We start from the raw sequence: 25,584 nt of genomic DNA on the forward strand, positions 1-25,584 counted from the left end.
TCGCCGCGCGCGCAGTCGCTCGCATGAAGACGAGCGGCGGGAGCGACGCGGCGAAGCGCCGAGCGGGGGAGTCGGCCGCCGAGGCGGTCACCGACGGCGACGTGGTCGGGCTCGGAACCGGCTCGACCGCGGCGCACGCGATCCGGCGGATCGGCGACCGAGTCGACTCGGGCCTCGACGTGCGCGGCGTCCCGACCTCCTTCGCGAGCCGCGAGCTCGCGGTCGACGCCAGCGTCCCCTGCCTCGACCTTCCGGAGGCGGTCGGTCCCGACGGTCCGGGGATCGACCTCGCCATCGACGGCGCCGACCAGGTGGCGACCGGTGGCGAAGAGGACGACGCGCTCGACCCCGGCGGCGCGCTGATAAAGGGCGGCGGCGCGGCCCACGCCCGCGAGAAGCTGGTCGACGCCGCGGCGGACCGCTTCCTCGTCGTCGCCGACCCCTCGAAGGAGTCGCCGCGACTCGACCGGTCGGTCCCGGTCGAAGCGCTGCCCGCGGGTCGGACCGCCGTCGCCGAAGCGGTCCGCGAGGCGGGCGGCGAGCCGACCCTGCGACGCGCAGAGCGCAAGGACGGCCCCGTGGTGACCGACAACGGGAACGTCGTGCTCGACTGCGCGTTCGGCGAGATCGCCGATCCGACCGCGCTGTCGACGACGCTGTCGGCGGTCCCGGGGGTCGTCGAACACGGCCTGTTCGTCGGGATCGTCGACGAGATCCACGTCGGCACCGAGTCGGGCGTCCGGGTCGAGGAGCGCTGACCGCGCCGCCGCTCGACGCCGACCGACAGCGCCGCCGCTCGGCGGTCGGCGTCCAAATAAAACGGGACGGAAGTAAGTCCGTCTTACAGGTCGCGCGGCTGGACCGTCTTCCGGTCGTTGGCCTCAGCACGGCGCGCGGCGTCTTCGAGCAGCTCGTCCACTTCGTCGTCCAGCGCGTCGTAGAAGTCCGAAGCGACGTTCTTGTCGTCCAGGGCTTCCTTGACGGCCGCTTTGACAATGAGATCTGCCATGCGATCGGCCCTACCCGGTGATGGTTAATAAGAGTTCCTGAATTCGCCCGCGAGGGACGCCGTGCCGCCCGTTCGCGGGGGGCCGCGAGTACAAGCGTTTATAAGTCTTGTGAGATTCTCGTCTCCGCCCCGTCGCGAGCCCGCCACGAAACGCGGTCCGACCCCGCCGCGAGCGCGGCCCGGACGGAGCGCGCGCCGCCGCGTGACGCCCGCGAACGCGCTCTGACTCCCGGCTCGACCTCGCCCGCGGCGCGCCCGGTTCGAACCGACACCTTCGACCGAGTCCGCCCCCGACGACGCTCCATGCGAGAGACGCTGGCGGCGCTGGCGGCGGGCGAGATCGGCATCGAGGAGGCGGAGTCGCGGCTCGCGGGCTACGCGACCACGGACGCGGGGCGCTTCGACGCCGCCCGCGAGCGCCGCCGCGGGATCCCAGAGGCGATCCTCGCGGAGGGAAAGACGCCCGCGGAGGTCGCCGCCCTGACGACGACCGCGGTCGACACCACCGGCCGGGCGCTGGTGACGCGCGCGGACGAGGCGACGGCGGCGGTGGTCGCGTCGGCCGTCGGCGACGCGGGGGCGGACGCGACGGTCGACCGCGACGACCGGGTCGGAACCGTCGTCGTCCACGCCGACGGCTTCGAGCCGCCGTCGCTCGACGCGGCGGTCGCGGTCGTGACCGCCGGCACCGGGGACGCGCCGGTCGCCGGCGAGGCCGCGGTCGTCGCCCGCGAGATCGGGGCCGCGGTCGACCGGATCGACGACGTCGGCGTCGCCAACCTGGACCGGATCTTAGACCAGATCGACCGGATCCGCGAGGCCGACGCCGTCGTGGTCGCGGCGGGCCGCGAGGGGGCGCTCCCGACGGTCGTCGCCGGCCTCGTCGACGCCCCCGTGATCGCGCTCCCGGTCTCGACCGGCTACGGCGTCGGCGGTGAGGGAGTCGCGGCGCTGGAGGGGGCGCTCCAGTCGTGCTCCGTACTGACGACCGTCAACGTCGACGCCGGCTTCGTCGCCGGCGCGCAGGCGGGGCTGATCGCCCGCGCGGTCAACGCAGCGCGCGCCGAGTGAGACGGGATCGACCGACGGAGGCCGCCGCCTGCCGGCTTCGGTTAACCGGCGCTATACCGGCAGCCGACTGGGTCGAAAAAGGGTATTAGTTCGTCCAGCCCGTATGGTAGTTGCCGACGCACGTCGGCATCACATGCCACGCTGTGACCACTGCGGGTCGCACGTTTCGGACCGCTTCGCTCGCGTCTTCGCGGACGAGCACGGCGACCTGAACGCGTGCCCAGAGTGCTCCGCGAACGCAGGCATCGCCGAGGTGTCTCGCGAGCGGACTCGAACCGGGGACTGACCGGCGAAACGCCGATCGAAGACCGAGCGCACGGAGAGCGACCGCTCCGCTCGCCGCCCGACCGGACACCCGCACGCACTTTGCGCTCGCGCTCGGACGACCTCCCGTGGCCGATCACCACGTGTACGTTATCGAGTGCGCCGACGGCACCTTCTACACCGGGTACACGACAGACGTCGAGCGGCGCGTCGCCGAGCACGACGCCGGCGAGGGCGCGAAGTACACCCGCGGCCGGACCCCCGTCACCCTGCGCCACGTCGAGTCGTTCGACTCGCAGTCGGCGGCGATGTCCCGGGAGTACGCGATCAAGTCGCTGTCGCGCCCCGAAAAAGAGCGGTTGATCGGCGAGGGCGACGCCGACGCGGGAGACTGACCGCGCCGCTTCCCTCGGTCACTCGACGAGGCGCTCGATCTCCGTGACGAGGATGCCGGTCGCGCCGACCGACCGCAGCTCCGAGATGGTCTCGAACACGTCGCGCTCGTCGACGACGGCGTGGACCGCCACCATCCCGTTACCGTTCTCGTCGGCCTCGACGTCCATCACCGTCGGCCCGCCGAGCCCGGGTATCACGTCTTTCACCGCGTCGAGCCGCTTCTTCGGCGCGTTCATCATCAGGTAGCGGCGGCCGTCCGCCGCGAGGACGGACTCGAAGGCGGTGAGCACCTGCTCGACCTTCGGGCCGCCGACGACGTCCGGGTTAGCGAACAGGCGGACCGAGGAGTCGAGCACGTCGTCGATCACCGCCAGCCGGTTCACTTTCAGCGTCGTCCCCGTCGAGGTGATGTCGACGATGGCGTCCGCCATGTCGACGTGCGGGGTCAGCTCCGTCGCGCCCGTCACCGTGACCACGTCCGCGTCGACGCCCACGCGATCGAGGTAGTCGCGGGTGACGTTCGGGAACTCGGTCGCGACCGTCCTGTCCGCCAGGTCCTCGACCGTCAACACCCCGCCGTCCTCGGGCGCGGCGAGGACGAGCTTACAGGAGCCGTAGCCCAAGTCGAGCAGGTCGACGAGGTCGCCGTCGGCCGCCTCGCCCGGGGCGTCGACGACTCCGCCCGACTCGGCCGCCTGGTCGAGGCCGGTGACGCCGAGGTCGGCCGCGCCGTCGCGGACGTACTCGGGGATGTCGGCCGCCCGCGCGAACAGCACCGTCACGTCCTCGTCGACGGTGTCGGCGTACAGCTGTCGGTCGGCGGTCTCCTCGACGTGGAGCCCGGCGCGCTCCAGCAGCGAGAGCGTCGGCTCGTGTAGGCGGCCCTTGTTGGGGACGGCGATGCGCATACGGAGAGCGTCGCGGGGGGAGGGGGAAACGTTTTCGTCCGGAGATGAAGCAGGGTGTCGACGCGAAATCGCTCGCTCGATCTAACGCTGTGGCGCGCGCCTCCGAGCGCCAGCGGGCGCTCGGAGCGCGTGCGAGGGACGCGGCGAACGCGAGCGGCGAAGCCGCGAGCCGTGAGCCGCGAGGTTGGGGAGGCGTGAGGTGCGGTCGCGGAGCGGTGTGGGGCGGGACTCGAAGGGGCAGTCGCCGGCGGCTTCGCCGCCGGCTGCCCGTGGCGCGTAGCGCCACGCTGCCGCGAGGACGAAGCACGACGAAGTAAGCACCGCAGGAGCGAACGGAGTAAGCGACGAGGAGCACAGCGAGTCGCGCGACTCCTCGCGGCTGGGGCTTCGGTGGTCGCAGTCACCGAGTTCGTCGTTCCGTATCGAGCGACTGGGGCTTCGGAGGTGTTCGTCTCGATCACCGATCCATAATCGGACGAACCGCAAGGCTCGCAGGCGCAGACGGTCACCTCGTATCGCCGCGCCGCTCAAGTGTCTCGCCGTCCAACGACGCGTATCGTGAGCGACGCCGACTCCCCCCTCTCGGAGGACCGCCCGACCGTCGACCGCCCGCTCCGCGTCGACGCCCCGTTCGAGCCCGCGGGCGACCAGCCCGAGGCGATCGAGGGGCTGGTCGAGGGGTACGAGTCGGGTGTAAAAAAGCAGACGCTGCTCGGCGTGACGGGATCCGGGAAGACGAACACCGTCTCGTGGGTCGCCGAGGAGCTCGACCAACCGACGCTCGTGCTCGCCCACAACAAGACGCTCGCGGCCCAGCTGTACGAGGAGTTCCGCGAGCTGTTCCCGGACAACGCCGTCGAGTACTTCGTCTCCTACTACGACTACTACCAGCCGGAGGCGTACGTCGAGCAGACGGACACGTTCATCGACAAGGAGATGTCGATAAACGAGGAGATCGACCGCCTGCGCCACTCCGCGACGCGCTCCCTGTTGACCCGCGACGACGTAATCGTCGTCGCGAGCGTCTCCGCCATCTACGGGCTGGGCGATCCGGGGAACTACCGCGACATGGCGCTCCGCCTGGAGGTCGGCGAGCAGGTCGGCCGCGAGGAGCTGCTCACACGGCTCGTCGACCTGAACTACGAGCGCAACGACGTGGACTTCACGCAGGGGACCTTCCGCGTCCGGGGCGACACCGTCGAGATCTACCCGATGTACGGGCGGTACGCGGTTCGGGTGGAGCTGTGGGGCGACGAGATCGACCGGATGATCAAGGTCGACCCGATGCACGGCGAGGTCGTCTCCGAGGAGCCCGCGGTGATGCTCCACCCGGCGGAGCACTACTCGATCCCGGACGACAAGCTCGAACAGGCGATCGCGGAGATCGAGGACCTGATGGAGAAGCGGGTCAGCTACTTCGAGCGGCAGGGGGACCTCGTGGCCGCCCAGCGCATCGAAGAACGGACTACCTTCGACATCGAGATGCTGCGGGAGGCGGGCTACTGCTCCGGGATCGAGAACTACTCGGTCCACATGGACGACCGCGAGTCCGGTGACGCCCCCTACACCCTGCTCGACTACTTCCCCGACGACTTCCTCACCGTCGTCGACGAGTCCCACCAGACGATCCCCCAGATCAAAGGCCAGTACGAGGGCGACAAGTCGCGGAAGGACTCGCTCGTCGAGAACGGGTTCCGGCTCCCGACCGCCTACGACAACCGCCCGCTCACCTTCGAGGAGTTCGAGGAGAAGACGGACCGGACCCTCTACGTCTCCGCGACGCCCGGCGACTACGAGCGCGAGACCTCCGACCGGATCGTCGAGCAGATCGTCCGGCCGACCCACCTCGTCGACCCGAAAGTGGAGGTGACGGGCGCGACGGGGCAGGTCGACGACCTCCTCGACCGCGTCGACGACCGGATCGAGCGCGACGAGCGCGTCCTCGTCACCACGCTCACCAAGCGGATGGCGGAGGACCTCACGGAGTACCTCGAGGAGGCGGGCGTCGACGTGGCGTACATGCACGACGAGACGGACACCCTCGAACGCCACGAGATCATCCGCGACCTCCGCCTGGGCAACATCGACGTGCTCGTCGGCATCAACCTGCTCCGCGAGGGGCTCGACATCCCGGAGGTGAGCCTCGTCGCCATCCTCGACGCCGACCAGGAGGGGTTCCTCCGCTCCACCACGACGCTCGTCCAGACGATGGGCCGGGCCGCCCGCAACGTCAACGGCGAGGTCGTCCTCTACGCCGACGAGGTGACCGACTCGATGGAGGCGGCCATCGAGGAGACCCAGCGCCGCCGCGAGATCCAGCTGGAGTACAACGCCGAGCACGGTTACGAGGCGACCACCATCGACAAGCCGGTGAGCGAGACGAACCTCCCCGGCTCGAAGACGGATACCTCGTCGGTCAGCGTCGGCGACGTGGAGAGCGCCGAGGAGGCGAAAGCGCAGATCGAGGCGCTCGAAGAGCGCATGGACGAGGCCGCGAGCAACCTCGAGTTCGAGCTGGCGGCCGACATCCGCGACCGGATCGCGGAGCTCCGCCGTGCCTTCGAGCTCGACGGCGGCGACGACGGCGTGCCCGCCCCGATGATCGACGAGTAGCGACCGCCGACAATCCACGCTGCCGCCGCTCCGATTCTCAGTCCCCGTCACCGCGACGGAGGGGTTTTTACATCGGTGCGCCACACTCCCGACCGTGTACCGCCGCGCGGTCGTCGCCGGAGCGCTCGCCGCCGCCACCCCCGGGTGCGTCGATCGCCTCCACGACGTCGCCGCCTCGACGCCCCGCGACCTCGGCGTCCGGAGCCGCTACGTCGACGGCAACCCGATGGTCGACTCGCGCAGCGTCCTCTCGCGCCCGGAGGAGCTGCTGACCCACGCGGCCTCCTTCCGCTCGGCCGCCGCGACCCGCGGCGCGCTCAAGCCCGACGCGACCGAGTCCCGGGCGTTCGTCGATCGGACGGACTTCGTCGACGACGGGGGTAAAGCGATCCTCGTGATCGCCCAGCGGCTCACCGCGCCCGAGGTCCGGCTCCGTCTCGGGGGGATCAGCCGCACCGGTGACCACTCGATTCGGATCGCCGTCGACCAGGGCGGCGTCCGCGGCGAGGTCGAGACCGACGAGTCGGTGGTGAAGACGCTCTTGTTGCGCCTCACCGACGAGCGCGGCCCGCCGGAGCGCGCGATCGTCGTCGTTGGTGGGCAGCGCGCCGGAATCACGGTGTGACGGTCGGGGCGCGCCCTCCGTTACGTCGCCGCGCAGTCCCGCGATCGTTTTGTGGCCGCGGCGCGTTCGGCCGACCATGTCACTCCGCAGTCGCCTCCTCGGATCGGCCCTCCTCGTCGTCGGCGCGGCCGCGCTCGCGGCGACGGTCTCTCTCGCGCCCGCGGTCCCGCCCGGGTCGGCGGCCGACCCGGGGTCGATCGTCGCTCCCACGCCGTACTCCCTCGTCGCCACCCCGCCCCTCCTCGCGGTCGGGTCGGTGCTCCTGATCGGCGGGGGCGCGGCGGTCGCCGGCGCGAACCTCTCGGCGCGGGCGACGCTCCTCGCGCCCGCTCTCGGTGGGATCGCGGCGTTCGCGCTCGTCGCCGGCGTCGTCGCCGCGCCCGCGGCGATCATCCCGGCGCTCGCTGAGACCGACGCGCTCACGGCCGCCGTCGCCGGGCCGCCCGGCACCGTCGCGACCGGCGCGGTCGTGGGCGCCGCCGTGGCCCCGGTGGTCCGCGCGACGACCACGGAAGACACCGCGGCGCTCCTCGCCGGCTCCGTGCTGCTGCTCACGGCGCTCGCGGCGGGGGCGTCCGACCCCCTCTCGCTCGTCACTGGCGGCGTCGGCGGCGCGGTCGCGGTCGCTCTCCTCTGGGCGGTCGACCCCGGCCGCTGGCGGCCCTAACCGACTCCTCGCTCGCCGACTCCGTCTCTTCTCGGCTCGCCGCAACTACCGCGCTCCCGATCAGTTCCCCGGCCGCTCGCTCTCCGTCTCCAGTTCGATGTCGCGGTCGGCCTCGCGAGCCCCCTCTCCTGTCGGGTGGCGTCGACGTTGTCCGAGTCTCACGTCCCGTCGCCGCCCGTCCGCGGACCGGAGGGCCGGTCCTGCCTCGTTGTGAAAGTGGAATTGTTATACTACAATCCTGTTGGTAATACTTATCCCAGTGGAGTCAGTGTGATCCGATACGGTTCACACGGCTCCACCCGCGGCACGCTGTACGACCGTCTCCCGAGCGACACGACTGCGGTCGGATTCACCGACCGATGCTAGACAGTGGCAGCGGTAATCCAACGCGATCGGTCACGTTTCAGATGGCCAAATGAGTGAAAGCGAAAACGCAACCACAAACGAGCGTACAGGCGCAGATACAGAGACGGACATCTTCTCGGAGAGAAAACAGCTGAAGCCCTACGAGTACGGCGAGTTCCTCGACTACGTCGAGGCGATCCGGAACAGCTACTGGGTACACACGGAGTTCAATTTCGACGGAGACGTCCAAGACTTCAAGGTCAACACGACTCCTGCCGAGCAGACCGTCATCAAACGGACGATGTTGGCTATCGCCCAGATCGAGGTACAGGTGAAGACGTTCTGGTCGGAGATCTACGAGGAGATGCCCAAAGCCGAGGTCGGGAATGTGGGGATGACCTTCGCGGAAAGCGAGGTGCGGCACATGGACGCATACAGTCACCTCCTCGACGTCTTAGGAATCACGGACGATTTCGAGCAGGTAACCACGGAGCCGTCGATGAAAGAGCGGATCGAGTACCTCGACGAGTATCTGGAGAAGCGCGAGAGCGACGACAAACGGGAGTACGTGATGAGCATCCTGCTGTTCAGTACGTTCGTCGAACACGTCTCGCTGTTCAGCCAGTTCCTCATCATGACGAGCTTCGACAAGCACGAAAAGAAGTTCACGGGGATAGCAAATGCCGTCGAAGCCACCAGCAAAGAGGAACAGATTCACGGCCTCTTCGGGGTTGAGCTCGTGGAGACGATCAGAGCGGAGAACCCGGACCTCTTCGATGACGACTTCGAGGAAGAGGTCCAAGAAGCCTGTCAGCAGGCCTACGAGGCGGAGATGGAGATCCTTGATTGGATATTCGAAGACGGCGAGTTGGAGTTCCTCCCTAGGGCGCACGTCGACGCGTTCCTGCGAGACCGGTTCAACCAGAGTCTCGAAAACGTCGGCGTGGAGCCGATGTTCGAGACGGACGACGACCTGCTCGCGGAGACGCGCTGGTTCGACGAGGACATCATGATGACGAAGGATAACGACTTCTTCAGCAAGCGGTCGACCACGTACAACAAACACACGCAGAGCGTCACCGCAGAGGACATGTTCTAACGATGGCACGAACAGCACTCGACGGCGTTTCGCAACGGCATACGGAACCGTTCTATTGGCTGAACGAGGACAGCAGGGAGTTCCTCAGAGAGGGATACCTGCTCGAGGGCGTCGAAGCCGAAGAGAGGGTCAGACAGATAGCGGAGCGCGCCGAGGAGATCTTAGGCGAGGAGGGTTTCGCAGACAGGTTCTACGAGTACATGAGCCGCGGCTTCTACAGCCTCGCCAGTCCGGTGTGGTCCAACTTCGGACTGGACAGGGGCCTTCCTATCAGCTGCTTCGGCAGCTACATGGAAGATAACATCGAGAGCATTCTCTACACCCAAGCCGAGGTCGGCGAGATGACCAAGCAGGGCGGCGGCACGAGCGGGTACTTCGGCGAGCTGCGCCCCCGGGGCAGTCCGATAACGGACAACGGCAAGAGCAACGGGAGTTACAGCTTTACAGAGCTGTTCGACACGATCATCAACGTCATCAGCCAAGGGGAAACCCGGCGGGGGCAGTTTGCCGGCTACATCGACGTCGAACACGACGACTTGGAGGAATGGCTCAACATCAAAACCGAGGGCGACCCGGTACAGGACATCTACTACGGCGTCATCATCGGTGACGACTGGTTCCAGGCGATGATCGACGGCGACGAAGAGAAGCGAGCGACCTGGGCGGATATCATCGAGGCGCGGATCAATATCGGCGTCCCGTACATCATCTTTCGCGGGAACATGAACGAGGGGAAGCCACAGGTCTACAAGGACAAAGACTACCAGATAAACGCCTCCAACCTGTGTACCGAGATAGCGCTGCCGGCCACGGCGGACGAGAGCTTCGTCTGCTGTCTCTCGAGTATGAACGCGCTCCACTACGACGAGTGGAAGGACACCGACGCGGTGGAGACGCTGACGCGGTTCCTCGACGCGGTGATGGAGGAGTTCATCCAGCGCACGGAGGGCGTCCGGTTCATGGAGCGGGCCGTGCGGTTCGCGAAGCGACACAGAGCGATAGGGATCGGCGTCCTCGGGTGGCACAGCTACCTCCAGAGCAACATGATCCCCTTCGACAGCATGGAGGCGATGGAGAAGAACGAGGAGATATTCCGGACGATCAGAGAGCGGAGCTACGAGGCGAGCGAAGCGCTTGCCGATGAGTTCGGGGAGCCGGAGGTCCTCGAAGGTTACGGCAGGCGGAACGCGACGACGATGAGCGTGGCGCCGACGAAATCGAGCAGCGTCATTCTGGGCCAGGTCAGTCCGAGCATCGAGCCGCTCAAATCGAACTACTTCGTGCGAGACGGTGCGAAGCTCAAGTCGACGCAGAAGAACAGATTCCTTCAGGCGATACTGGCGGAGCGGGGCAAAGACACGCGCGAAGTCTGGGACAGCATCGCCAACAAAGACGGGAGCGTCCAACACCTCGAGTGCCTGACGGACCACGAGAAGGAGGTGTTCAAGACCTTCGCCGAGATTCCACAGATGGCGATCATCAACCAGGCGGCACAGAGGCAGAAACACATCGACCAAGCACAGAGCGTGAACGTCTCGATCGACCCGAGCGAAGTGAGCGTCAGAGAGATCAATCAGCTCTACATCGAAGCTTGGAAGAAAGGGGTCAAGAGCCTCTACTACCAGCACAGCGTGAACGCTGCACAGAAATTCAGTCGGGATATTCTCGAGTGTCGGGCCTGTGAGAGCTGATCGCTACTCGTAGTCGGCCCGCCTCCCGTCTCAGTCGCTCCGTCTCCGACTCCGGATCGAATCCCGGCCCGCCTCGTGGCTGACTTCCTTCGACCCGCGAACGTCGGCGATCGAGCGGTGTCGGCGGCGCGGTCGCGGCGGCTTTTTTGCCGACGTGGTACGGGCGTGAGCCGAGTTCACGTCCCCGGCCGCTCGCTCTCGGTTTCCAGTTCGATGTCGCGGTCGGCCTCCCGGGTCGCCGCCTCCTGCTTGGCGAGGTCGACGTCGCGGGCCGCGTCGCCGTCCCGCGTCTCGTCGGTGCGAAGGTCGTCGTCCGCCACCGTGTCGAGCTGTTCGAGGGCGCTCTCGATGTCCTCCAGCCCGAGGAGCTTCTCCGTCTCCTCGTCGAACTCCTTGCCTTCCAACCCTTCCATCTGCTGGACATCGGAGCCGGAGAGGGCCTTGCCGTAGCGGCCGACGAGACTGGTGAGCTCCTGCGGCAGGACGAAGGTCGTGGACTCGCCCTTGCCGATCTCTTCTAAGGTCTCCATGCCGCGCTCGATGATGGCCCGTTCGCCCATCGACTCGGCGGAGCGCGCGCGGAGGACCGTCGAGATGGCGTCCCCCTGCGCTTCGAGGATCTGCGACTGCTTCTCCCCCTGTGCGCGGATGATGTTGGACTGCTTGTCACCCTCGGCCTGCTCGACCGCGGAGCGGCGTTCCCCCTGCGCTTCGAGGATCATGGCGCGGCGGCGACGTTCCGCGCCGGTCTGCTGCTCCATCGCGCGCTGGACCTCTTGGGAGGGGCTCACCTCGCGGACCTCGACGGCCTCGACGCGGATCCCCCACTCGTCGGTCGGCTCGTCGAGCTCCTCGTTGATCCGGTCGTTGATCAGCTCCCGCTGCGAGAGCGTGTCGTCGAGCTCCATGTCGCCGATGACGGCGCGGAGGGTGGTCTGCGCGAGATTCGAGACGGCGTTCTTGTACTCGTCGACCTCGAGGAACGCCTTCTTCGCGTCCATCACCTTGATGTAGACGACTGCGTCGGCGGTTACGGGCGAGTTGTCGCGCGTGATCGCCGACTGGCTCGGCACGTCGATCGTCTGGGTCCGCATGTCGAACGCGTACGTCCGCGAGACGAACGGCGGGATGAGGTGGACGCCCGGTTCGAGCAGCTGGCGGTACTCGCCGAAGACGGTGAGCGCCTCCTTGTCGTACGCGTCGACGATCTCGACGGCGCTGACGACCGTGACGGCCGCCAACAGCACCGCGAGCGCCGCGACGCCGAAGGCGAGGCTCTCCCCGAGGAGGGCGACGCCGACGAGGAGGGCGACGCCGAGCGCGAGGTACTGCCAGACCCCGTCCGGGATCTCCGCCAGCACCTCTTCCAGCTCGGCGGGATCGCCGCGCGGACCTTGTGTTCCCATACGTGGAGTTACGGCCCGACGCTGTTAACGGTTGGCACGAGCGCACCGCCGGACCGCCTCACATCTGCGGATCCGCCGCCGAGGCAGTCGTCTCGGAGATACCGGAAACGTCCGCGTGGGCCGGCCGGCTTTAACTACGCGGCGGGGGAACATGGATCCATGCCAGCAGACGAGGAGGCCGACGCTCCCCGATTCAGCACGCGAAGCGTACACGCCGGGGCGGACCCGGACCCGACCACCGGCGCCCGCGCGACGCCGATCTACCAGACGACCGCGTACCAGTTCGACGACGCCGACCACGCCGCCGACCTGTTCGGCCTCGAAGAGGCCGGCAACGTCTACTCCCGGCTGATGAACCCGACGAACGCCGCGCTCGAAGAGCGGATCGCCTCGCTCGAAGGCGGCGTCGGCGCGGTCGCGACCGCCTCGGGGATGGCCGCGCTCGACGTGACGACGTTCCTCCTCGCCTCGGCGGGCGACAACATCGTCACTTCGTCGGCGCTGTACGGCGGCACCTACACCTACCTCACCCACTCCGTCGAGCGCCGCGGCGTTTCGACCCGGTTCGTCGACCCGCTCGACTACGAGGGGTACGCCGAGGCTATCGACGAGGACACCGCCTACGTCCACCTCGAGACGATCGGGAACCCCGCGCTGGTCACGCCCGACATCCAGCGCATCGCGGACATCGCCCACGACCACGGCGTCCCGCTGTTCGTCGACAACACGTTCGCGACGCCGTACCTCTGCCGCCCACTCGAACACGGCGCCGACCTCGTCTGGGAGTCGACGACGAAGTGGCTCACCGGTAACGGCACCACCGTCGGCGGCGTCGTGGTCGACGGCGGTTCGTTCCCGTGGGCCGAGCACGCGGAGAAGTTCCCCGAGATCGCCCAGGACAACCCCGCGTACCACGGGATCAACTTCGCGGAGCGGTTCGGCGAGGCGGCGTTCACCTTCGCCGCGATCACCCGCGGCCTGCGCGACCTGGGGGACCAGCAGTCGCCGTTCGACGCGTGGAACACGCTCCAGCAGACGGAGTCGCTGCCGCTGCGGATGGACCGCCACTGCGAGAACGCGGGGGTCGTCGCCGAGTACCTCGACGACCACGACGAGGTCGCGTGGGTGAACTACCCCGGCCTGGAGAGCCACGAGACCCACGAGGATGCCAGCGAGTACCTGGACGGCGGCTACGGCGGCATGCTCACCTTCGGGCTGGAGGCCGGCTACGAGGCGGCGCGCGCGACGGTCGAAGAGGCGGACCTCGCCTCGCTCGTCGCGAACGTTGGCGACTCGAAGACGCTCGTCATCCACCCGGCGTCGACGACCCACCAGCAGCTGACCGAGGAGGAACAGGAGGCCGCGGGCGTCACCGCCGACATGGTACGCCTCTCCGTCGGGATCGAGGACCCCGCGGACATCGTCGCGGACCTCGAAGCCGCCATCGAGGCGGCGACCGAATAGCCGCGGTACGCCCTTCGCCGCCCGGCCCTCGCCGCGTCTCTGTCCCTGACGAGGTCAGTCCTCTGCCTCGAAGCCGTCTTCCCACCTGAACGTCCCGTTCCGCTGGACGACCTCGCCGTCGACCGCCAGTCGCGAGTCGGCGCTCACGTCGGTGATCATGTCGACGTGGACCGCGCTGTCGTTGCCGGACTCGCCCTCGGGTAGGCAGGCGTCGTAGGCGCGGCCGACCGCGAGGTGGACGGTGTCGCCCATCTTCTCGTCGAAGAGGATCGAGTCGGTGAACCGGTCGATGCCGCGGTTCATCCCGATCCCGAGCTCGCCCAGCCGCCGCGCGCCGTCGTCGGTGTCGAGGATGTCCGCGAGGCGGTCCTCGCCCGACTCCGCCGCGAAGCCGACGACCTCGCCGCCCTCGAACGTGAGGTGGACGTTCCGCACGCGCGTCGCGTCGATGGTCATCGGCACGTCGAAGAACACCTCGCCGGCGGTGTCGTACGGCGCGGTGAACACCTCGCCGCTCGGCAGGTTGTGTGAGTCGTACGCGACGGAGGCCGCGGAGTTGACCGCGGTGCGACCGTCGATCGACATCGTCACGTCGGTGTCGGGCGCGCCGTCGCGCTCGGTGACGATCCGGACCTCTTCTCCGTCGTCGAGGACGTCTTTCATCCGCGCCATCTCGTCGGCGAGCGACTCCCAGTCGTGGAGGACGGCGTCGTAGACGAACTCTTGATACTCCTCGTAGGCCATCCCCGCCTGCTGGGCGAGGCTCCGCGTCGGATGGACCGTCGACACCCAGTCGGTGTCCATCCGGGCCTCGCGGACGCCCTGCCGCGCCTTCGCGTACGCCTGCCGCGTCGGGCGGTCGACGTCCGCGGTCGCGGTGGTGTTGCGCCCGCCCCCGATCCGGAGGTAGGAATCGGCCGCCTCGAACACCGCGCGGTCGACGGCGGGGTCCGCGTCGAAGTCGTCCGCGTCGACCTCGCCGTCGACGCCGGCCTCGACGCCTTTCAGGTAGGCGCGCGAGAGCTCGCTCGACCCGTACAGCGTCGTCACGTTCGCGCCTCGCTCGCCGAGCGCTTCGGCGACCGCGACGCCCAGCTCGTGGGCGTCTTCCGCGACGCTGACGACGACGTCGTCGCCGGCCTCGACCCGCGCGCTCCAGTCGACGAGCACCTCGGCGTGCTTGCGTACGCGTTCGTCCATTACGCGGTGTGTGGGAGGGGAGCGGTAAATCGGTGCCGGGACGCTGATCCATGGGATGCGGTCGACGACGTATCGGGAGTGGGAACTCTCGGATCCCCAATTGATTTTTTATAAATGGCTACTCACTGATCCACAGCGAACACCGCCAAAGCCCCAGTCGCGAGGACGGCGCACCCTCGCCGCGCTCCTCGGTCGCTCACTTCGTTCGCTCTCTGCGGTGCTCGCGTCGCCTGCGCCGTCCTCGCGACTGCCCCTTTGAGTCCCGCCCCGCACAGCACCGCAGCCTCACACCTCCCCAACCTCGTCGGTGGTCCGGAGCGAAGCGGAGGACCACCGACTCCCTCGCGCGTGCTGGCTTCGCGGCCGCCGAGGGCGGCCGCTCGCAGGCACGCGCCACTGGGGCTTAATTAAATTGCTCGTCACTCGGATCCCCGGTGAACGGTCGCGAAGATACCGACCGCGAGCAGCGCGACGCCGACGAGTCCGCTTCCGAGTTTCGCCAGCCCGAAGAGCGGGGCTCGGTCCAGTCGTTCGCTCGAATACCCGCCGAGGACTCGGTACGAATCCCCGTCGACGCGCAGATCACTGACGCCGGTGAGGCGGTCCGCACAGTTCGCGTCGCCGAGCGCCCACTCCCCCGAGACCGACGTGCGTTCGACGAGGAGGTCGAGGGAGCCGGCGACGACCCGATACCCCCGGATCGAGACGTTGCGGCCATCGGCGAGGGCGACGGCGACGTCGGTACACCGCGCGGGGAGGGCGGTCGCGTTCACGGTCGCGTGCTGTTCGAGCCCCCGTCCCGCGCGGAACGTCCCTTCCCAACTGAGGACGCTCGGGTCCGCGAGCAGGACGAGGAGGAGGAGGGCACCCGGGAGAGCGAGGAGTCTGCGGTCCATCTCGGCGGGCGCCTTCGGCCGAGCGAGGCATAGGTTTTGGGCCGCTCGGTCGCGCCGACCGTCCGGCCTCGCGGCGCGAGCGCGGGCGCCGCCTCGACCGTCTGCGCGGCGCCGTTACGCTAAGTCGAGCAGCGCCGCGATCTCGTCGAGATACTCGTCGTACACGCCGACGGCGGACTCGATCGGGTCGGGCGAGGCCATGTCGATGCCCGCGAGTTCGACGACGTCGAGCGGGTACTCCGAGCCGCCCGCCTTCAGCATCTCGCGGTAGTCGGCCGCGGCCTCGTCGCCCTCGTCGAGGACGCGCTCGACGATGGCGGCCGCGGCGGAGATGCCGGTCGCGTACTGGTAGACGTAGAAGTCGTAGTAGAAGTGCGGAATCCGCTGCCACTCGCGCTCGATGCCGCCCGTGAGCTCGGCGGGCGCGTAGTAGTCGCCCTTCAGGTCGCCGTAGATCTCGTCGAACGCGTCGGGGGTGAGCGCGTCGCCGGCCTCAACGCGCTCGTGGATCTCTTGTTCGAACGTCGCGAACATCGTCTGCCGGAAGAGGGTCGAGCGGAAGCGTTCGAGGTACTCGTCGAGGACGTGGGTGCGGAGCTCGTCGTCTTCGACGGTGTCGAGCAGGTGGTGGGTGAGCAGGGTCTCGTTGACCGTCGAGGCGATCTCCGCGACGAAAATCTCGTAGCTCGCGTCGTGCCACGGCTGCGCGTCGCCCGCCAGCTCCGAGTGCATCGAGTGGCCGAGCTCGTGGGCCAGCGTGTACATCGAGGCGATGTCGTCCTGGTAGTTCATCATGATGTACGGCTGGGTGTCGTACGTGCCAGAGGAGAACGCGCCCGAGCGCTTCCCGCGGTTCTCGTACACGTCGACCCAGCGCGAGTCGAGCCCCTCGGCCAGCCGCTCCTGGTACTCCTCCCCCAGCGGCGCGACCGCCTCGATCACCCACTCGCGGGCCTGCTCGTACTCCACGTCGGGGCCTTGGTCGCCCGTCAGCGACATGTAGAGGTCGTGGCTCTGTAGCTGGTCGACGCCCAGCGCCTCGGCCTTCAGGTCGGCGTGGCGGTGGAGCACGTCGAGGTTGTCGTCGACGGTGTCGACGAGCGTGTCGTACACCGCGACGGGGACGTTCGAACCGTCGAGCGCGGCGGCGCGCGCGGAGTCGTAGTCGCGGATCTCGGCGCTCGTGACATGCTCGCGGACGGCCTTCTCCAGCGACGTGCCGACCGTGTTGCGCACGTCGGCCCACTCGTCGTAGAACGTCTCGTGGACGCGCTCGCGGAACGCGCGGTCCGGGTTGGTCTGGAGCTTCGTGAAGTTCGCCTGCGTGATCTCGACCTCCTCGCCGTCGGGGTCCTCGACGACGCCGTAGGTCATGTCGGCGTTCGTCAGCATCGAGTAGATCTCGCTCGGCGCGTCGGTGACCTCCGAGAGGTCCGCGAGCACCTCCTCGACCTCGCTCGACCGCGTATGCGGCTTCTTCCGCAGCACGTCGTCGAGGTAGTGCTCGTACGTCGCGAGGGCAGGCTCGTCGTCGAGGAACGCCTCGACGTCGGCGTCGGTCAGCGACTGGATCTCCGGTTCGAGGTAAGAGACTGCGCTCGACGCCTCGGAGCCGAGCGACGACGCCTTCGCGGACATCGCCTGGTACTCCTGGTTCCGGGTGTCCTCGGCGCTGCGGAGCCGGGCGTACGTCGTCACCTGCTGGAGCTCGCGGAAGATCTCCTCGCGCAGTTCGAGCAGTTCGAGCAGCGTCGCGGCGTCCTCGACGGCGCGCCCCTCGTAGGCGCGCAGCTCGTCGATCCGCTCGGCGACCGCCTCGTAGGCGGCCTCCCACGCCTCGTCGTCGGCGTAGATGCCGTCGAGATCCCACTTGTACTCGGTGTCAATCTCAGATCGCTCGGGAACCGAACTCATACCGTTTCGGTCGGCCTCCCCGACACTAAGCCTTGGCAAACCCCGCGCCGCGAGCCGATAGGCGTGCGGTGCGTTACCTCGTGTCTAATTGTCGCCGTCGCTCGACTCCGTTCTGCCGCCCGCCCCGTCCCCGTCGGCCCACGCCTCGAGGTCGACGACGAGCACGAGCGCGTCCTCGCCGTCGCGGTAGTAGCCGCCGACCCGCCGGACGGGTTCGAACCCCTCGTCGGCGTACAGCGAGCGGGCAGGGTCGTTCCCCTCGCGCACCTCTAGTCGGACGACGGCCACGCCGGTCGCGCGGAGCCGGACCAGCGCCGACCGCAGGAGGGCCCGTCCGATCCCCTCGCCGCGGGCGTCGGGGTGGACGGCGAGATCCTTCACGTGGCCGATGTCGCGGCCGTGGTTCGGCGTCCGGTCGGCGACGACGAAGCCGGCGACGGCGCCGTCGCGCTCCGCCACGAGGAACGCCGGCTCGTCGAGGAGCCGCTCGAAGGCGTCGTGCGGCCACGGGTCCGAGAAGCAGGCGCGCTCGATCCGGACCACCGACAGGAGGTCGGTGCGGTCGGCCCGCCGGATGGTGACGTCGGCGACGCTCACGCGTCGAGTTGGCGGTCGCGGGGAATAAACGCGGTGGCTCCCGGGCTCAGTCGATCCACGGCTCGTCCGGGTCGGCGTCCGCCGGGTCGGGGGCGGAAACCTCGAAACACGCGCCCTCAGGGGGTCGCAGCCGTCGCCCGTCCGGGAGTCCGATGTGGCCGTCGGCGTCGTCGCGGAGATCGACCGTCCACCCGTGCGACTCGACGACCTCGCGGACGATGTCGAGCCCGTATCCGGTCCCGTCCGTCCGGGTGGTGAACCCCGACTTGAACACCGACTCCCGGTCGTCGGGGTCGACGCCGGTCCCGTCGTCGGCCACGAGGAACCCGCCGTCCGTGGCCGTCACGAGGACCGTGAGCGGGTCGTCGCCGGACGTTTCGTCCGGCGGATCGCCCGATTCCTCGGACGCGGCGTCGCCGTCGCCCGCTTCGGCCTCGTCGCCTTCGGGCCCGTCCGTCTCGGCGTCCGGCTTCGCGTGCTCGGTCGCGTTTCGGAACAGGTTCTCGAGGGCCTGCCGCATCCGCCCCCGGTCGCCGTACACCTGCGCGTCGCCGGCGACGACCAGCTCCGCGTCGGCGTCGCCCTCGGCGGCGGTCTCCCAGGCGTCGCGGGCGACGCTCGCGAGCGCGAACTCGGTGGGCTCGTCCATTCCGGTCCCCTGCCGCGCGAGCGTAAGCAGCTCCGAGACGAGCTGGTCGATCCGGTCGACGGCGCGCTCGCCTCGTTCGAGCGGGTCCGTCTCGTCGCGCAGCCGCGCCATCTCCATCGACCCGCGGATCACCGACAGCGGGTTCCGGAGGTCGTGCGAGACGATGCTCGCGAAGCGGTCGAGCCGCTCGTTGCGGTCGGTGAGCCGCCGCTCGCGGGCCTTCCGCGCGCTGACGTCACGGGAGTTGATGAGCAGCTCGCCGACCGGGCTGTCGGCCGGCAGCGATCGCGTCCGCGACTCCAGCCAGACCCAGTCGTCGTCGGCGGTGCGGTAGCGGTACTCCAGCGTGGGCGCCGCCTCGGGCTCGTTGAGCGTGCGGTAGAACCGCTCCGTCACGCGCTCGCGGTCGTCCGGGTGGACGTACCCGAGCGGGGAACGGCCGACGGTCGATCCCTGCTCGTAGCCGAGCACCTCCGCGATGGAGGGGCTCTCGTAGACGATGAGGCCGTCGTCGTCGACGACGGTGACGAGGTCGCTGCCGTACTCGAGGAAGGCGCGGTAGCGCTCCGGGAAGGTCCGGTCGACGTCGACGCGGCGGACCGTCACGATCCGCCCGCCGAACTCCGGGGCGAACTCCTCGTCGACGACCGACTCGACCCACGCGTACCCGCCGCTCGCGCGGCGGATGCGGTGGGTGACCGTCCGGGTCGTCGCGACCGCCGACAGCGTGTCGGCCACCGGCTCGCGGTCGCTCGGGTGGACACGGTCGAGGAAGTCGCTCCCGACGAGCGCGTCGCGCTCGACGCCGACGACGTCCGGTACCGACGGCCCGGCGAACAGCACCTCCCCGTCCACGGCGACGGCGAGCAGGAACCGGTCCGCTTCGATCGCCCGCGAGCGCTCGTCCCCGGGCGACGAGTCGCCGCCCTCCGGGGGCCTTCCGCCGGCCGTCGGCGCGCTCGTCGGCGCTTCGGTCTCGGCGCGCCCCGTCGACCGCTCCGCGTCGTCGGTCGCCGCGTCGGCCGCGCGCCGGTCGTCGGTCTCGGGGGTATCGCCCGCGTCGGCGCCGCGGTCCGGCGACGACGTGTCGGATGGACGGAGAGTCACTATCAGTTCTATCGGTCGTACGCACGGGGACGAATAAAAGCGCGCGCCCTCGAAATCAAAAATGATAACTGGAATCGGCAGGCAGCACGGGTTCGTCGCGCTTCCCGACCCACAAGACACGCTCGTGCCCCGCGAGAGGCCGACTCTCTCGACCTCACACCTCGTCGACGATTCTCCCGTCGGCCCACGCGGCCTCGAAGCCGTCGTTCACGCGCGCCGCGAATCCCCGGTCGCGCAGGTCGAGCATGCCGAACAGCCGGTCGGGCGAGAGCGGGTCGGCGACCTCCAGACACACCTCCTCGCCGTCGATGAGGTAGAAGTTGCCGTACGCGTCCTCGGTGATGCGCAGTTCGAAGGGCCCCTGCGCGATCGTCAGCGTCGCGCGGTCCTCGTCGACGGCGGCGCGCGCGTCGTCGAACACGCTCGGCGAGATGAGCACGGAGACGTCGACGCCGCTCCGGATCGCCGCGAGGAGCCGGTCGAGCAGCTCCGGGCCCTCGCGGTCGACGTCGAACTGCGCGGAGACGTCGGTGGCGACGACGACGATCGACTCCTCGGCGGCGTCGATCCGCTCGAAGAGGAGTTCGAGGGAGTCGTCGGCGCCGACCGCGGCGGTCCAGAACTCGTCGTCCGCCGTCTCGGCGTCGGCCAGCCGGTCGATCAGCTCCCCCTTGCCGGACTCGTACGTCTCGATCCGGCGGTTGAGTTCGCGCCGCTTCGCCTCGACCAGCCGGTCGACGGCGACGGCGGACTCGACGGGCGCGTACCGCTTCGGCTCGCGGTCGGTCTGGACCCGGACCAGCCCCCGCGACTCCAGCCCGCCGAGCGCGTCGTAGATGCGCCCTTTCGGCACGCCGCTCTCCTCGGCGACGGCCGCGGCGGTCCCGGTACCCAACGCGAGCAACGCACGGTACGCTCGGTCTTCGTAGCTCGACAGCCCGAGGTCGCGGAGCGACTCCATGTGCGCTCTCCGACGCGCCCCCACAAAGCCTCGGCGCTTGACGCCGGCGAGGTACATAAAAAAGCGATCGCGAAACGATAGATCGTTTCGAATAGCTGGCCACCGCTCGCTCGATAGTTCGCCGGTAACTGGCTTCACGGTCGATAGAATCCGATGCGTATCGTTTCTCTCTCGTTTCGACCGCCGGGTTGCGTTCGCGATTCTCATCCGGAAACAGATACGTTGTTGTCGCGGATTCCCGAAGGGTATTACGTCGCAGTCTCGTACCGTGACGTAACCAACATGAGTCGAATCCGGACGGTCGCCGTCCTGCTTCTCGTCGTGTCCCTCGTCGCGACCGGAGCGGTCGTCGCACAGGAGGCAAACGACACGGTGCGTGGCGACCCCGACATCGAGGCGTTCGCGCCGGAGACTGCGTTCATCCCCGGCGAGGAGTCAACCCTTCAGGTGAACCTGAACAACCGCGGCGACATCGACGCACAGGGGGCCGACAACCTCGAGAGCGAGGTGGTGACCGCCCACGAGACGACGGCGCGGATCCTCACCGGCGACGCGGCGAACCGGGAGGTCCCCTTCGACGTACGGACCGGCGAGCAGACGGTCGGCGACGTCGCCCGCGGCGTCACCGGGCCGATCGAGTTCACCGTCGTCCCCGACGAGGGCGCCGAGCCCGGCGTCTATCGCGTCCCGATCCAACTGGAGTACCGGAACGTCGAGAGCGCGGAAGTCGACGAGGGATCAACCGTCCGCGACGAGGAGATCGTGACGGAGACCGTGTACGTCTCCGTCGAGATCACCGATCGCGCGCAGTTCGCGGTGGTCGACGTCGACGGCGTCGTCCAGGCCGGCGACAACGGGCTCGTCGACGTGACGCTGCGGAACGTGCGCAACGAGACCGCGCGCGAGGCCTCCGTCGCCGCGAACCCGATCGATCCGGACCTGACCTTCGCAACCGACGCGGGCACCACCGAGACGTACGTCGGCGCGTGGGCCCCCGGCGAGAACCGCACGTTCACCTACCGGCTCGGCGCCGCGACCGAGGCCACCGCGCGCTCGTCGACGCTGGAGTTCGAGGTCGACTACCGCGACGCCGAGCGCGCCGACGCGGCCGCGCGGACGGTCCGCACGGGCGTGACGCCGCTCTCGCGGCAGGCGTTCACCGCGACGGGCGTGAACAGCACCCTGCGCGTCGGCGAGGACGGCAGCTTCACCGTCGAGGTGCGCAACCGCGGTCCCCGCGACATCGAGGACGCGGTCGTCGTGTTCAGCAACGAGGCCCCCGCCCCCGACGGCGTCGGGCAGGACACGGTCCAGACGGACCAGAACATCGTCCCGAGGTCGACGCGGGACACGGTCGGCGACCTCGCGGTCGGCGAGACGGCGACCGCGACGTTCGACGCCGGACTCCGCACGGACGCGAACCCCGGCGAGCGGACGGTCAACGTGGCGGTCCGCTACCGCGGGATCCCCACCGACGAGGGCGTGAGCACGAGCCGGACCGACAACGGCTCCGTCTCGCTCATCTCGACGGGATCGGCCGGCGGCGTCCTCGTCTCCGACACGCTCGACGTTGTCGTTGACGTCGCGCCCGAGGCGGACGTGTTCGCGGTGTCGCCGGCGGAGCCGAACGCCACCGACCCCGCGTCGGTCACGCCGGGGTCGACAGTGCAGTACAACGCGGTCGTCCGCAACACCGGTCCCGAGCCGGTTTCGAACGTCCAGGCGAAGCTGTTCGTCGACTCGCCGCTCTCGTCGTCCGACGACGAGGCGTTCGTCACCTCTCTCGACCCGGGCGAGTCGAAGACGGTCACCTTCGAGGTCGAGGTCGAGGGCGGCGCCACGCCGAAGACGTACGCGGCCGCGGTCGACTTCCGATATGACGACGCCGACGGCGACGAACAGCTCTCCGACACCTACCGGCTCCCGGTCGAGGTCGTCCCCGCCGACGACAGCGGGGCGATCTCCTCGCCGCTCGGGATCGTCGCGCTGCTCGGCGTCGTCGCGGTCGGCGGTGCGGTCGTCTGGCAGCGCGGCCGGGTGAGCGCAGCGATCTCGCGGTTCCGCCGTCGACTCCGCTCCCGATAGATGGACCCAGTCACCCGGCTGTTCGGCGCGGTCATCGATCGGGTCATCGAGCAGCCGCGCCGCGTCGTGATCGCCTGTCTCGTCGTGACCGCCCTGTTCGCGCCCGGCATGGCGCTGCTGGAGGCGAGCGCGGGCAGCGACCAGTTCACCGACGGCATCGAGGAGTCCGACGCGCTCGACCGCGTGAACGAGCAGTTCGAGCCCGCCTTCGGCGGCGACGACCCGACGACGCAGCTGATCCAGCGCGACGCCAACGTGCTTGACCGCCGCGGGCTCCTCGACATGTTGGCGACCGCCGAACGGCTCGACGAGCGCGACAGCCTGCGCGTGACCGACTTCTCCGCGCCGGCGATGGACGTCGCGGCCGAGCTCGACCCGAACGCCGACACGCCGGCGGCGGCCCGGGACGCGATCGAGCGCGCCAGCGACGGCGAGATCGACGCCGCGGTCGCCGCCGCGGCCGAGGACCCCGGCTTCGCGACGCTCCTCTCCGACGACTTCAACAAGGAGTCGGGGACGGCCTCCGCGTCGCTCGGCGTCGTCAACCACGGGTTCCCGGCGTCGGCCGACACGCAGGCGATCCAGAGCGAGGCGCAGACGGTCGCCGAGGAGGCCCCCGGCGACGTCACCGCGTTCGGGAGCGGCATCGTCGACGACGAGTTCCAGCGCGTCATCTTCGACTCGCTCGGCATCGTGGTGCCCGCAGCGCTCGCTGTGATCCTCGCCCTCCTCGCGTACGCCTACCGCGACCCGTTCGACTTCGTCCTCGGCGGGGTCTCGCTGTTGATGACGGTCGTGTGGACGTTCGGCTTCACGGGCTACGCGGGGATCGCTTTCTCAGAGGTACTGATCGCGGTGCCCGTCCTGCTCTTGGCGATCGGGATCGACTTCGGGATCCACACGGTGAACCGCTACCGCGAGGACCGCGCCGCGGGCGCGCCGCCCGAGACGGCGATGCGCGGCGCGCTCGGCCAGCTCGTGGTGGCGTACTCGATCATCACCGGGACGACGATCATCGGGTTCCTCGCGAACCTCACGAGCTCGCTTCCGCCGCTCCGCGAGTTCGGCCTCGTCGCCGGGTTGGGCATCTGTTTCACCCTCGTCATCTTCGTCGGCTTCCTGCCGGCCGCCAAGCTGATCCTCGACCGCTGGCGCGCCGAGCGTTCGCTGCCCGACTTCGGTTCACGCCCGCTGGGCTCCGAGGACTCCGCGCTCGGGCGACTCCTCCCGCGACTCTCCGCGATCTCGCGGCCCGCCCCCGCGGTCTTCCTCGTGGTCGTCCTGCTCATCACCGCCGGCGCCGCGGGGTACGGTGCCGGCGTCGACACCACCTTCGAGGACGACGACTTCCTGCCGCCGAGCGAGGAACCGGCGTACGTCGACTACCTCCCCGGTCCGCTCCAGCCCGGCGAGTACACCGCGACGGAGACGATCAACTTCCTCTCCGACAACTTCGCCACGAGCGAGGACGACACCGTCACCATCTACGTCGAGCGGCGCATGACCAGCGACGCCGCCCTGCGCAGCCTCGCACGCGCCGAGCGCGACCCGCCAGACACGTTCGTCACGGTCGACGGCCGCGCCAGCACCGACAGCGTCCAGAGCGCGATCGACGCGTACGCGTCGGAGGACCCCGAATTCGAACAGCTCGTCGAGGACTCGTCGCTCGACGACGGCCGCCCGAACCGGAACTTAGACCGGATCTACGGCGAGCTGCGCGATTCGCCGTACGACGACTTCACCGGCGAGTACCTCGCGGACGACGACCGCTCGACGCGGATCGTGTACGCCGTCGAGTCCGACGCGAGCGACGCCGAGATCGCCGCCGACGCCCGGCAGGTGGCCGACCGCTACCGCGGGGACGCGATCGCGACCGGCCAGATTGTCGTGTTCCAGGCTGTCGCCGACACAATCTTCGAGTCGGCGATCGTCTCGCTGGCGGCCGCGCTCGGGCTCTCGGCGGTGTTCCTCGTCGTGCTGTTCTGGCTGCTGCTTCGCAGCCCGACGCTCGGGCTCGTCACGCTCGTCCCAGTCACCGTCGCGGTCGCGACGCTCACCGCCACGATGCGGCTCGGCGGCATCCCGTTCAACGCCATCACCGCGACGATCCTCGCGATCACCATCGGGCTCGGAGTGGACTACACCGTCCACGTCGCGCACCGGTTCCACGATGAGTATTCGCGCGGTGGCGACGTCGACGCCGCGGTGGTCACTACGCTCCGCGGGACGGGCGGTGCGCTCACCGGCACGTGGGCGACGACCGCACTCGGCACGGGCGTCCTCGTGTTGGCCATCACGCCTGTCTTGGGACAGTTCGGCCTGCTCACCGCAGCGAGCATCACGCTCGCGTACCTGGCCTCGCTGATCGTCTTGCCGCCGGCGCTCGTCGTCTGGGTCGCCGTCGTCGAGCGCCGCCCCGAACTGCTGTTCGTCGGCCGCCTGCTCGCCGCCGCGGGCGCGATCGACGTCGGTGGGGACGGCGACTCGACGGGCCGCGCCCGTACTGACGGCGGATCGGACGCGACGTGGGGCGTGGACGGCCCCGCAGTCGACGACTTCGACTGGCAGACCGACCCGCAGTCTCCCGCCGACGATCCGAGTCAGAAGCGTTAAACGC

The 25,584-nt window shown here is 69.1% G+C and carries 21 protein-coding genes; 12 read left to right on the forward strand and 9 right to left on the reverse strand.

What is annotated here, in order from left to right:
- The first annotated feature begins 23 nt into the window (after positions 1-23).
- Positions 24-758: a ribose-5-phosphate isomerase RpiA gene (gene rpiA, locus ABNG04_RS16215; protein WP_371163407.1), complete on the forward strand. Its 735-nt coding sequence runs from the start codon at positions 24-26 to the stop codon at positions 756-758.
- Positions 759-841: 83 nt separating this feature from the next.
- Here rpiA and ABNG04_RS16220 read toward each other — a convergent pair whose 3' ends face one another.
- Positions 842-1,009: a DUF1931 family protein gene (locus ABNG04_RS16220; RefSeq protein ID WP_004047560.1), complete on the reverse strand. Its 168-nt coding sequence runs from the start codon at positions 1,007-1,009 to the stop codon at positions 842-844.
- A gap of 303 nt (positions 1,010-1,312) precedes the next feature.
- Here ABNG04_RS16220 and larB point away from each other — a divergent pair, with 303 nt between their 5' ends.
- The 3 genes from larB (at position 1,313) to ABNG04_RS16235 (ending at position 2,739) form a co-directional block, all read left to right on the forward strand.
- Positions 1,313-2,080, forward strand: coding sequence for a nickel pincer cofactor biosynthesis protein LarB (gene larB / locus ABNG04_RS16225; protein WP_371163408.1), 768 nt, complete (start codon positions 1,313-1,315; stop codon positions 2,078-2,080).
- Between the two features lie 133 nt (positions 2,081-2,213).
- Positions 2,214-2,366, forward strand: coding sequence for a DUF7563 family protein (locus tag ABNG04_RS16230; protein ID WP_297885050.1), 153 nt, complete (start codon positions 2,214-2,216; stop codon positions 2,364-2,366).
- A 106-nt stretch (positions 2,367-2,472) separates the two neighbouring features.
- Entirely contained in the window at positions 2,473-2,739 is a 267-nt protein-coding gene (locus ABNG04_RS16235; RefSeq protein ID WP_371163409.1) for a GIY-YIG nuclease family protein, read from the forward strand.
- A gap of 18 nt (positions 2,740-2,757) precedes the next feature.
- Here the strand turns inward: ABNG04_RS16235 and hisG are convergent, their stop codons facing one another.
- The gene (hisG, locus tag ABNG04_RS16240; RefSeq protein WP_371163410.1) at positions 2,758-3,648 is read right to left on the reverse strand and encodes an ATP phosphoribosyltransferase; all 891 of its coding nucleotides are present in this window, start codon (positions 3,646-3,648) and stop codon (positions 2,758-2,760) included.
- A gap of 558 nt (positions 3,649-4,206) precedes the next feature.
- On the opposite strand from hisG, the gene uvrB reads away from it, so the two are divergent.
- The 5 genes from uvrB (at position 4,207) to ABNG04_RS16265 (ending at position 10,688) form a co-directional block, all read left to right on the forward strand.
- A complete protein-coding gene (uvrB, locus tag ABNG04_RS16245; RefSeq protein WP_371163411.1) occupies positions 4,207-6,261 on the forward strand; it encodes an excinuclease ABC subunit UvrB in 2,055 nt (684 codons plus the stop codon).
- A gap of 94 nt (positions 6,262-6,355) precedes the next feature.
- Entirely contained in the window at positions 6,356-6,886 is a 531-nt protein-coding gene (locus ABNG04_RS16250; protein WP_371163412.1) for a hypothetical protein, read from the forward strand.
- Between the two features lie 76 nt (positions 6,887-6,962).
- Positions 6,963-7,553: a hypothetical protein gene (locus tag ABNG04_RS16255; RefSeq protein WP_371163413.1), complete on the forward strand. Its 591-nt coding sequence runs from the start codon at positions 6,963-6,965 to the stop codon at positions 7,551-7,553.
- Positions 7,554-7,968: 415 nt separating this feature from the next.
- Entirely contained in the window at positions 7,969-8,997 is a 1,029-nt protein-coding gene (locus ABNG04_RS16260; RefSeq protein WP_371163414.1) for a ribonucleotide-diphosphate reductase subunit beta, read from the forward strand.
- A 2-nt stretch (positions 8,998-8,999) separates the two neighbouring features.
- Positions 9,000-10,688 (forward strand): ribonucleoside-diphosphate reductase subunit alpha, encoded by a 1,689-nt coding sequence (locus tag ABNG04_RS16265; RefSeq protein ID WP_371163415.1) that lies wholly within the window; start codon positions 9,000-9,002, stop codon positions 10,686-10,688.
- Positions 10,689-10,864: 176 nt separating this feature from the next.
- Here ABNG04_RS16265 and ABNG04_RS16270 read toward each other — a convergent pair whose 3' ends face one another.
- Complete coding sequence (locus ABNG04_RS16270; protein WP_371163416.1) at positions 10,865-12,094, reverse strand: SPFH domain-containing protein; 1,230 nt, start codon at positions 12,092-12,094, stop codon at positions 10,865-10,867.
- 159 nt (positions 12,095-12,253) lie between these two features.
- Here ABNG04_RS16270 and ABNG04_RS16275 point away from each other — a divergent pair, with 159 nt between their 5' ends.
- Positions 12,254-13,558, forward strand: coding sequence for an O-acetylhomoserine aminocarboxypropyltransferase/cysteine synthase family protein (locus tag ABNG04_RS16275; protein WP_371163417.1), 1,305 nt, complete (start codon positions 12,254-12,256; stop codon positions 13,556-13,558).
- Between the two features lie 54 nt (positions 13,559-13,612).
- Here the strand turns inward: ABNG04_RS16275 and ABNG04_RS16280 are convergent, their stop codons facing one another.
- The 6 genes from ABNG04_RS16280 to ABNG04_RS16305 all read right to left on the reverse strand — a co-directional run bounded on the left by ABNG04_RS16280 (position 13,613) and on the right by ABNG04_RS16305 (position 20,882).
- On the reverse strand, positions 13,613-14,758 hold the full coding sequence (locus tag ABNG04_RS16280; protein ID WP_371163418.1) for an aminopeptidase: 1,146 nt from the start codon (positions 14,756-14,758) through the stop codon (positions 13,613-13,615).
- A gap of 419 nt (positions 14,759-15,177) precedes the next feature.
- Positions 15,178-15,654, reverse strand: coding sequence for a hypothetical protein (locus ABNG04_RS16285; protein WP_371163419.1), 477 nt, complete (start codon positions 15,652-15,654; stop codon positions 15,178-15,180).
- 114 nt (positions 15,655-15,768) lie between these two features.
- Positions 15,769-17,568 carry an oligoendopeptidase F gene (gene pepF / locus ABNG04_RS16290; RefSeq protein ID WP_371163420.1) on the reverse strand — a complete coding sequence of 600 codons (1,800 nt, stop codon included), beginning with the start codon at positions 17,566-17,568 and terminating at the stop codon, positions 15,769-15,771.
- A gap of 84 nt (positions 17,569-17,652) precedes the next feature.
- Complete coding sequence (gene rimI, locus ABNG04_RS16295; RefSeq protein WP_371163421.1) at positions 17,653-18,165, reverse strand: ribosomal protein S18-alanine N-acetyltransferase; 513 nt, start codon at positions 18,163-18,165, stop codon at positions 17,653-17,655.
- Positions 18,166-18,211: 46 nt separating this feature from the next.
- Complete coding sequence (locus ABNG04_RS16300; protein ID WP_371163422.1) at positions 18,212-19,921, reverse strand: PAS domain-containing protein; 1,710 nt, start codon at positions 19,919-19,921, stop codon at positions 18,212-18,214.
- Between the two features lie 154 nt (positions 19,922-20,075).
- Entirely contained in the window at positions 20,076-20,882 is an 807-nt protein-coding gene (locus ABNG04_RS16305) for a TrmB family transcriptional regulator (protein WP_371163423.1), read from the reverse strand.
- Between the two features lie 282 nt (positions 20,883-21,164).
- Between ABNG04_RS16305 and ABNG04_RS16310 the strand changes: the two genes are divergently transcribed.
- On the forward strand, positions 21,165-22,967 hold the full coding sequence (locus ABNG04_RS16310; protein WP_371163424.1) for a COG1361 S-layer family protein: 1,803 nt from the start codon (positions 21,165-21,167) through the stop codon (positions 22,965-22,967).
- Positions 22,968-25,580 (forward strand): efflux RND transporter permease subunit, encoded by a 2,613-nt coding sequence (locus ABNG04_RS16315; protein WP_371163425.1) that lies wholly within the window; start codon positions 22,968-22,970, stop codon positions 25,578-25,580.
- The last annotated feature ends 4 nt before the right edge of the window (positions 25,581-25,584 follow it).

Origin of the sequence: Halorubrum miltondacostae, from assembly GCF_041379815.1 — an archaeon.
GTDB lineage: Archaea > Halobacteriota > Halobacteria > Halobacteriales > Haloferacaceae > Halorubrum > Halorubrum miltondacostae.

Coding starts and splice junctions, on each gene's coding strand:
- rpiA (WP_371163407.1), top strand. CDS start 24: ATGAAGACGAGCGGCGGGAGCGACGCGGCGAAGCGCCGAGCGGGGGAG.
- ABNG04_RS16220 (WP_004047560.1), bottom strand. CDS start 1,009: ATGGCAGATCTCATTGTCAAAGCGGCCGTCAAGGAAGCCCTGGACGAC.
- larB (WP_371163408.1), top strand. CDS start 1,313: ATGCGAGAGACGCTGGCGGCGCTGGCGGCGGGCGAGATCGGCATCGAG.
- ABNG04_RS16230 (WP_297885050.1), top strand. CDS start 2,214: ATGCCACGCTGTGACCACTGCGGGTCGCACGTTTCGGACCGCTTCGCT.
- hisG (WP_371163410.1), bottom strand. CDS start 3,648: ATGCGCATCGCCGTCCCCAACAAGGGCCGCCTACACGAGCCGACGCTC.
- ABNG04_RS16255 (WP_371163413.1), top strand. CDS start 6,963: ATGTCACTCCGCAGTCGCCTCCTCGGATCGGCCCTCCTCGTCGTCGGC.
- ABNG04_RS16260 (WP_371163414.1), top strand. CDS start 7,969: ATGAGTGAAAGCGAAAACGCAACCACAAACGAGCGTACAGGCGCAGAT.
- ABNG04_RS16265 (WP_371163415.1), top strand. CDS start 9,000: ATGGCACGAACAGCACTCGACGGCGTTTCGCAACGGCATACGGAACCG.
- ABNG04_RS16270 (WP_371163416.1), bottom strand. CDS start 12,094: ATGGGAACACAAGGTCCGCGCGGCGATCCCGCCGAGCTGGAAGAGGTG.
- ABNG04_RS16275 (WP_371163417.1), top strand. CDS start 12,254: ATGCCAGCAGACGAGGAGGCCGACGCTCCCCGATTCAGCACGCGAAGC.
- ABNG04_RS16280 (WP_371163418.1), bottom strand. CDS start 14,758: ATGGACGAACGCGTACGCAAGCACGCCGAGGTGCTCGTCGACTGGAGC.
- ABNG04_RS16285 (WP_371163419.1), bottom strand. CDS start 15,654: ATGGACCGCAGACTCCTCGCTCTCCCGGGTGCCCTCCTCCTCCTCGTC.
- pepF (WP_371163420.1), bottom strand. CDS start 17,568: ATGAGTTCGGTTCCCGAGCGATCTGAGATTGACACCGAGTACAAGTGG.
- ABNG04_RS16305 (WP_371163423.1), bottom strand. CDS start 20,882: ATGGAGTCGCTCCGCGACCTCGGGCTGTCGAGCTACGAAGACCGAGCG.
- ABNG04_RS16310 (WP_371163424.1), top strand. CDS start 21,165: ATGAGTCGAATCCGGACGGTCGCCGTCCTGCTTCTCGTCGTGTCCCTC.
- ABNG04_RS16315 (WP_371163425.1), top strand. CDS start 22,968: ATGGACCCAGTCACCCGGCTGTTCGGCGCGGTCATCGATCGGGTCATC.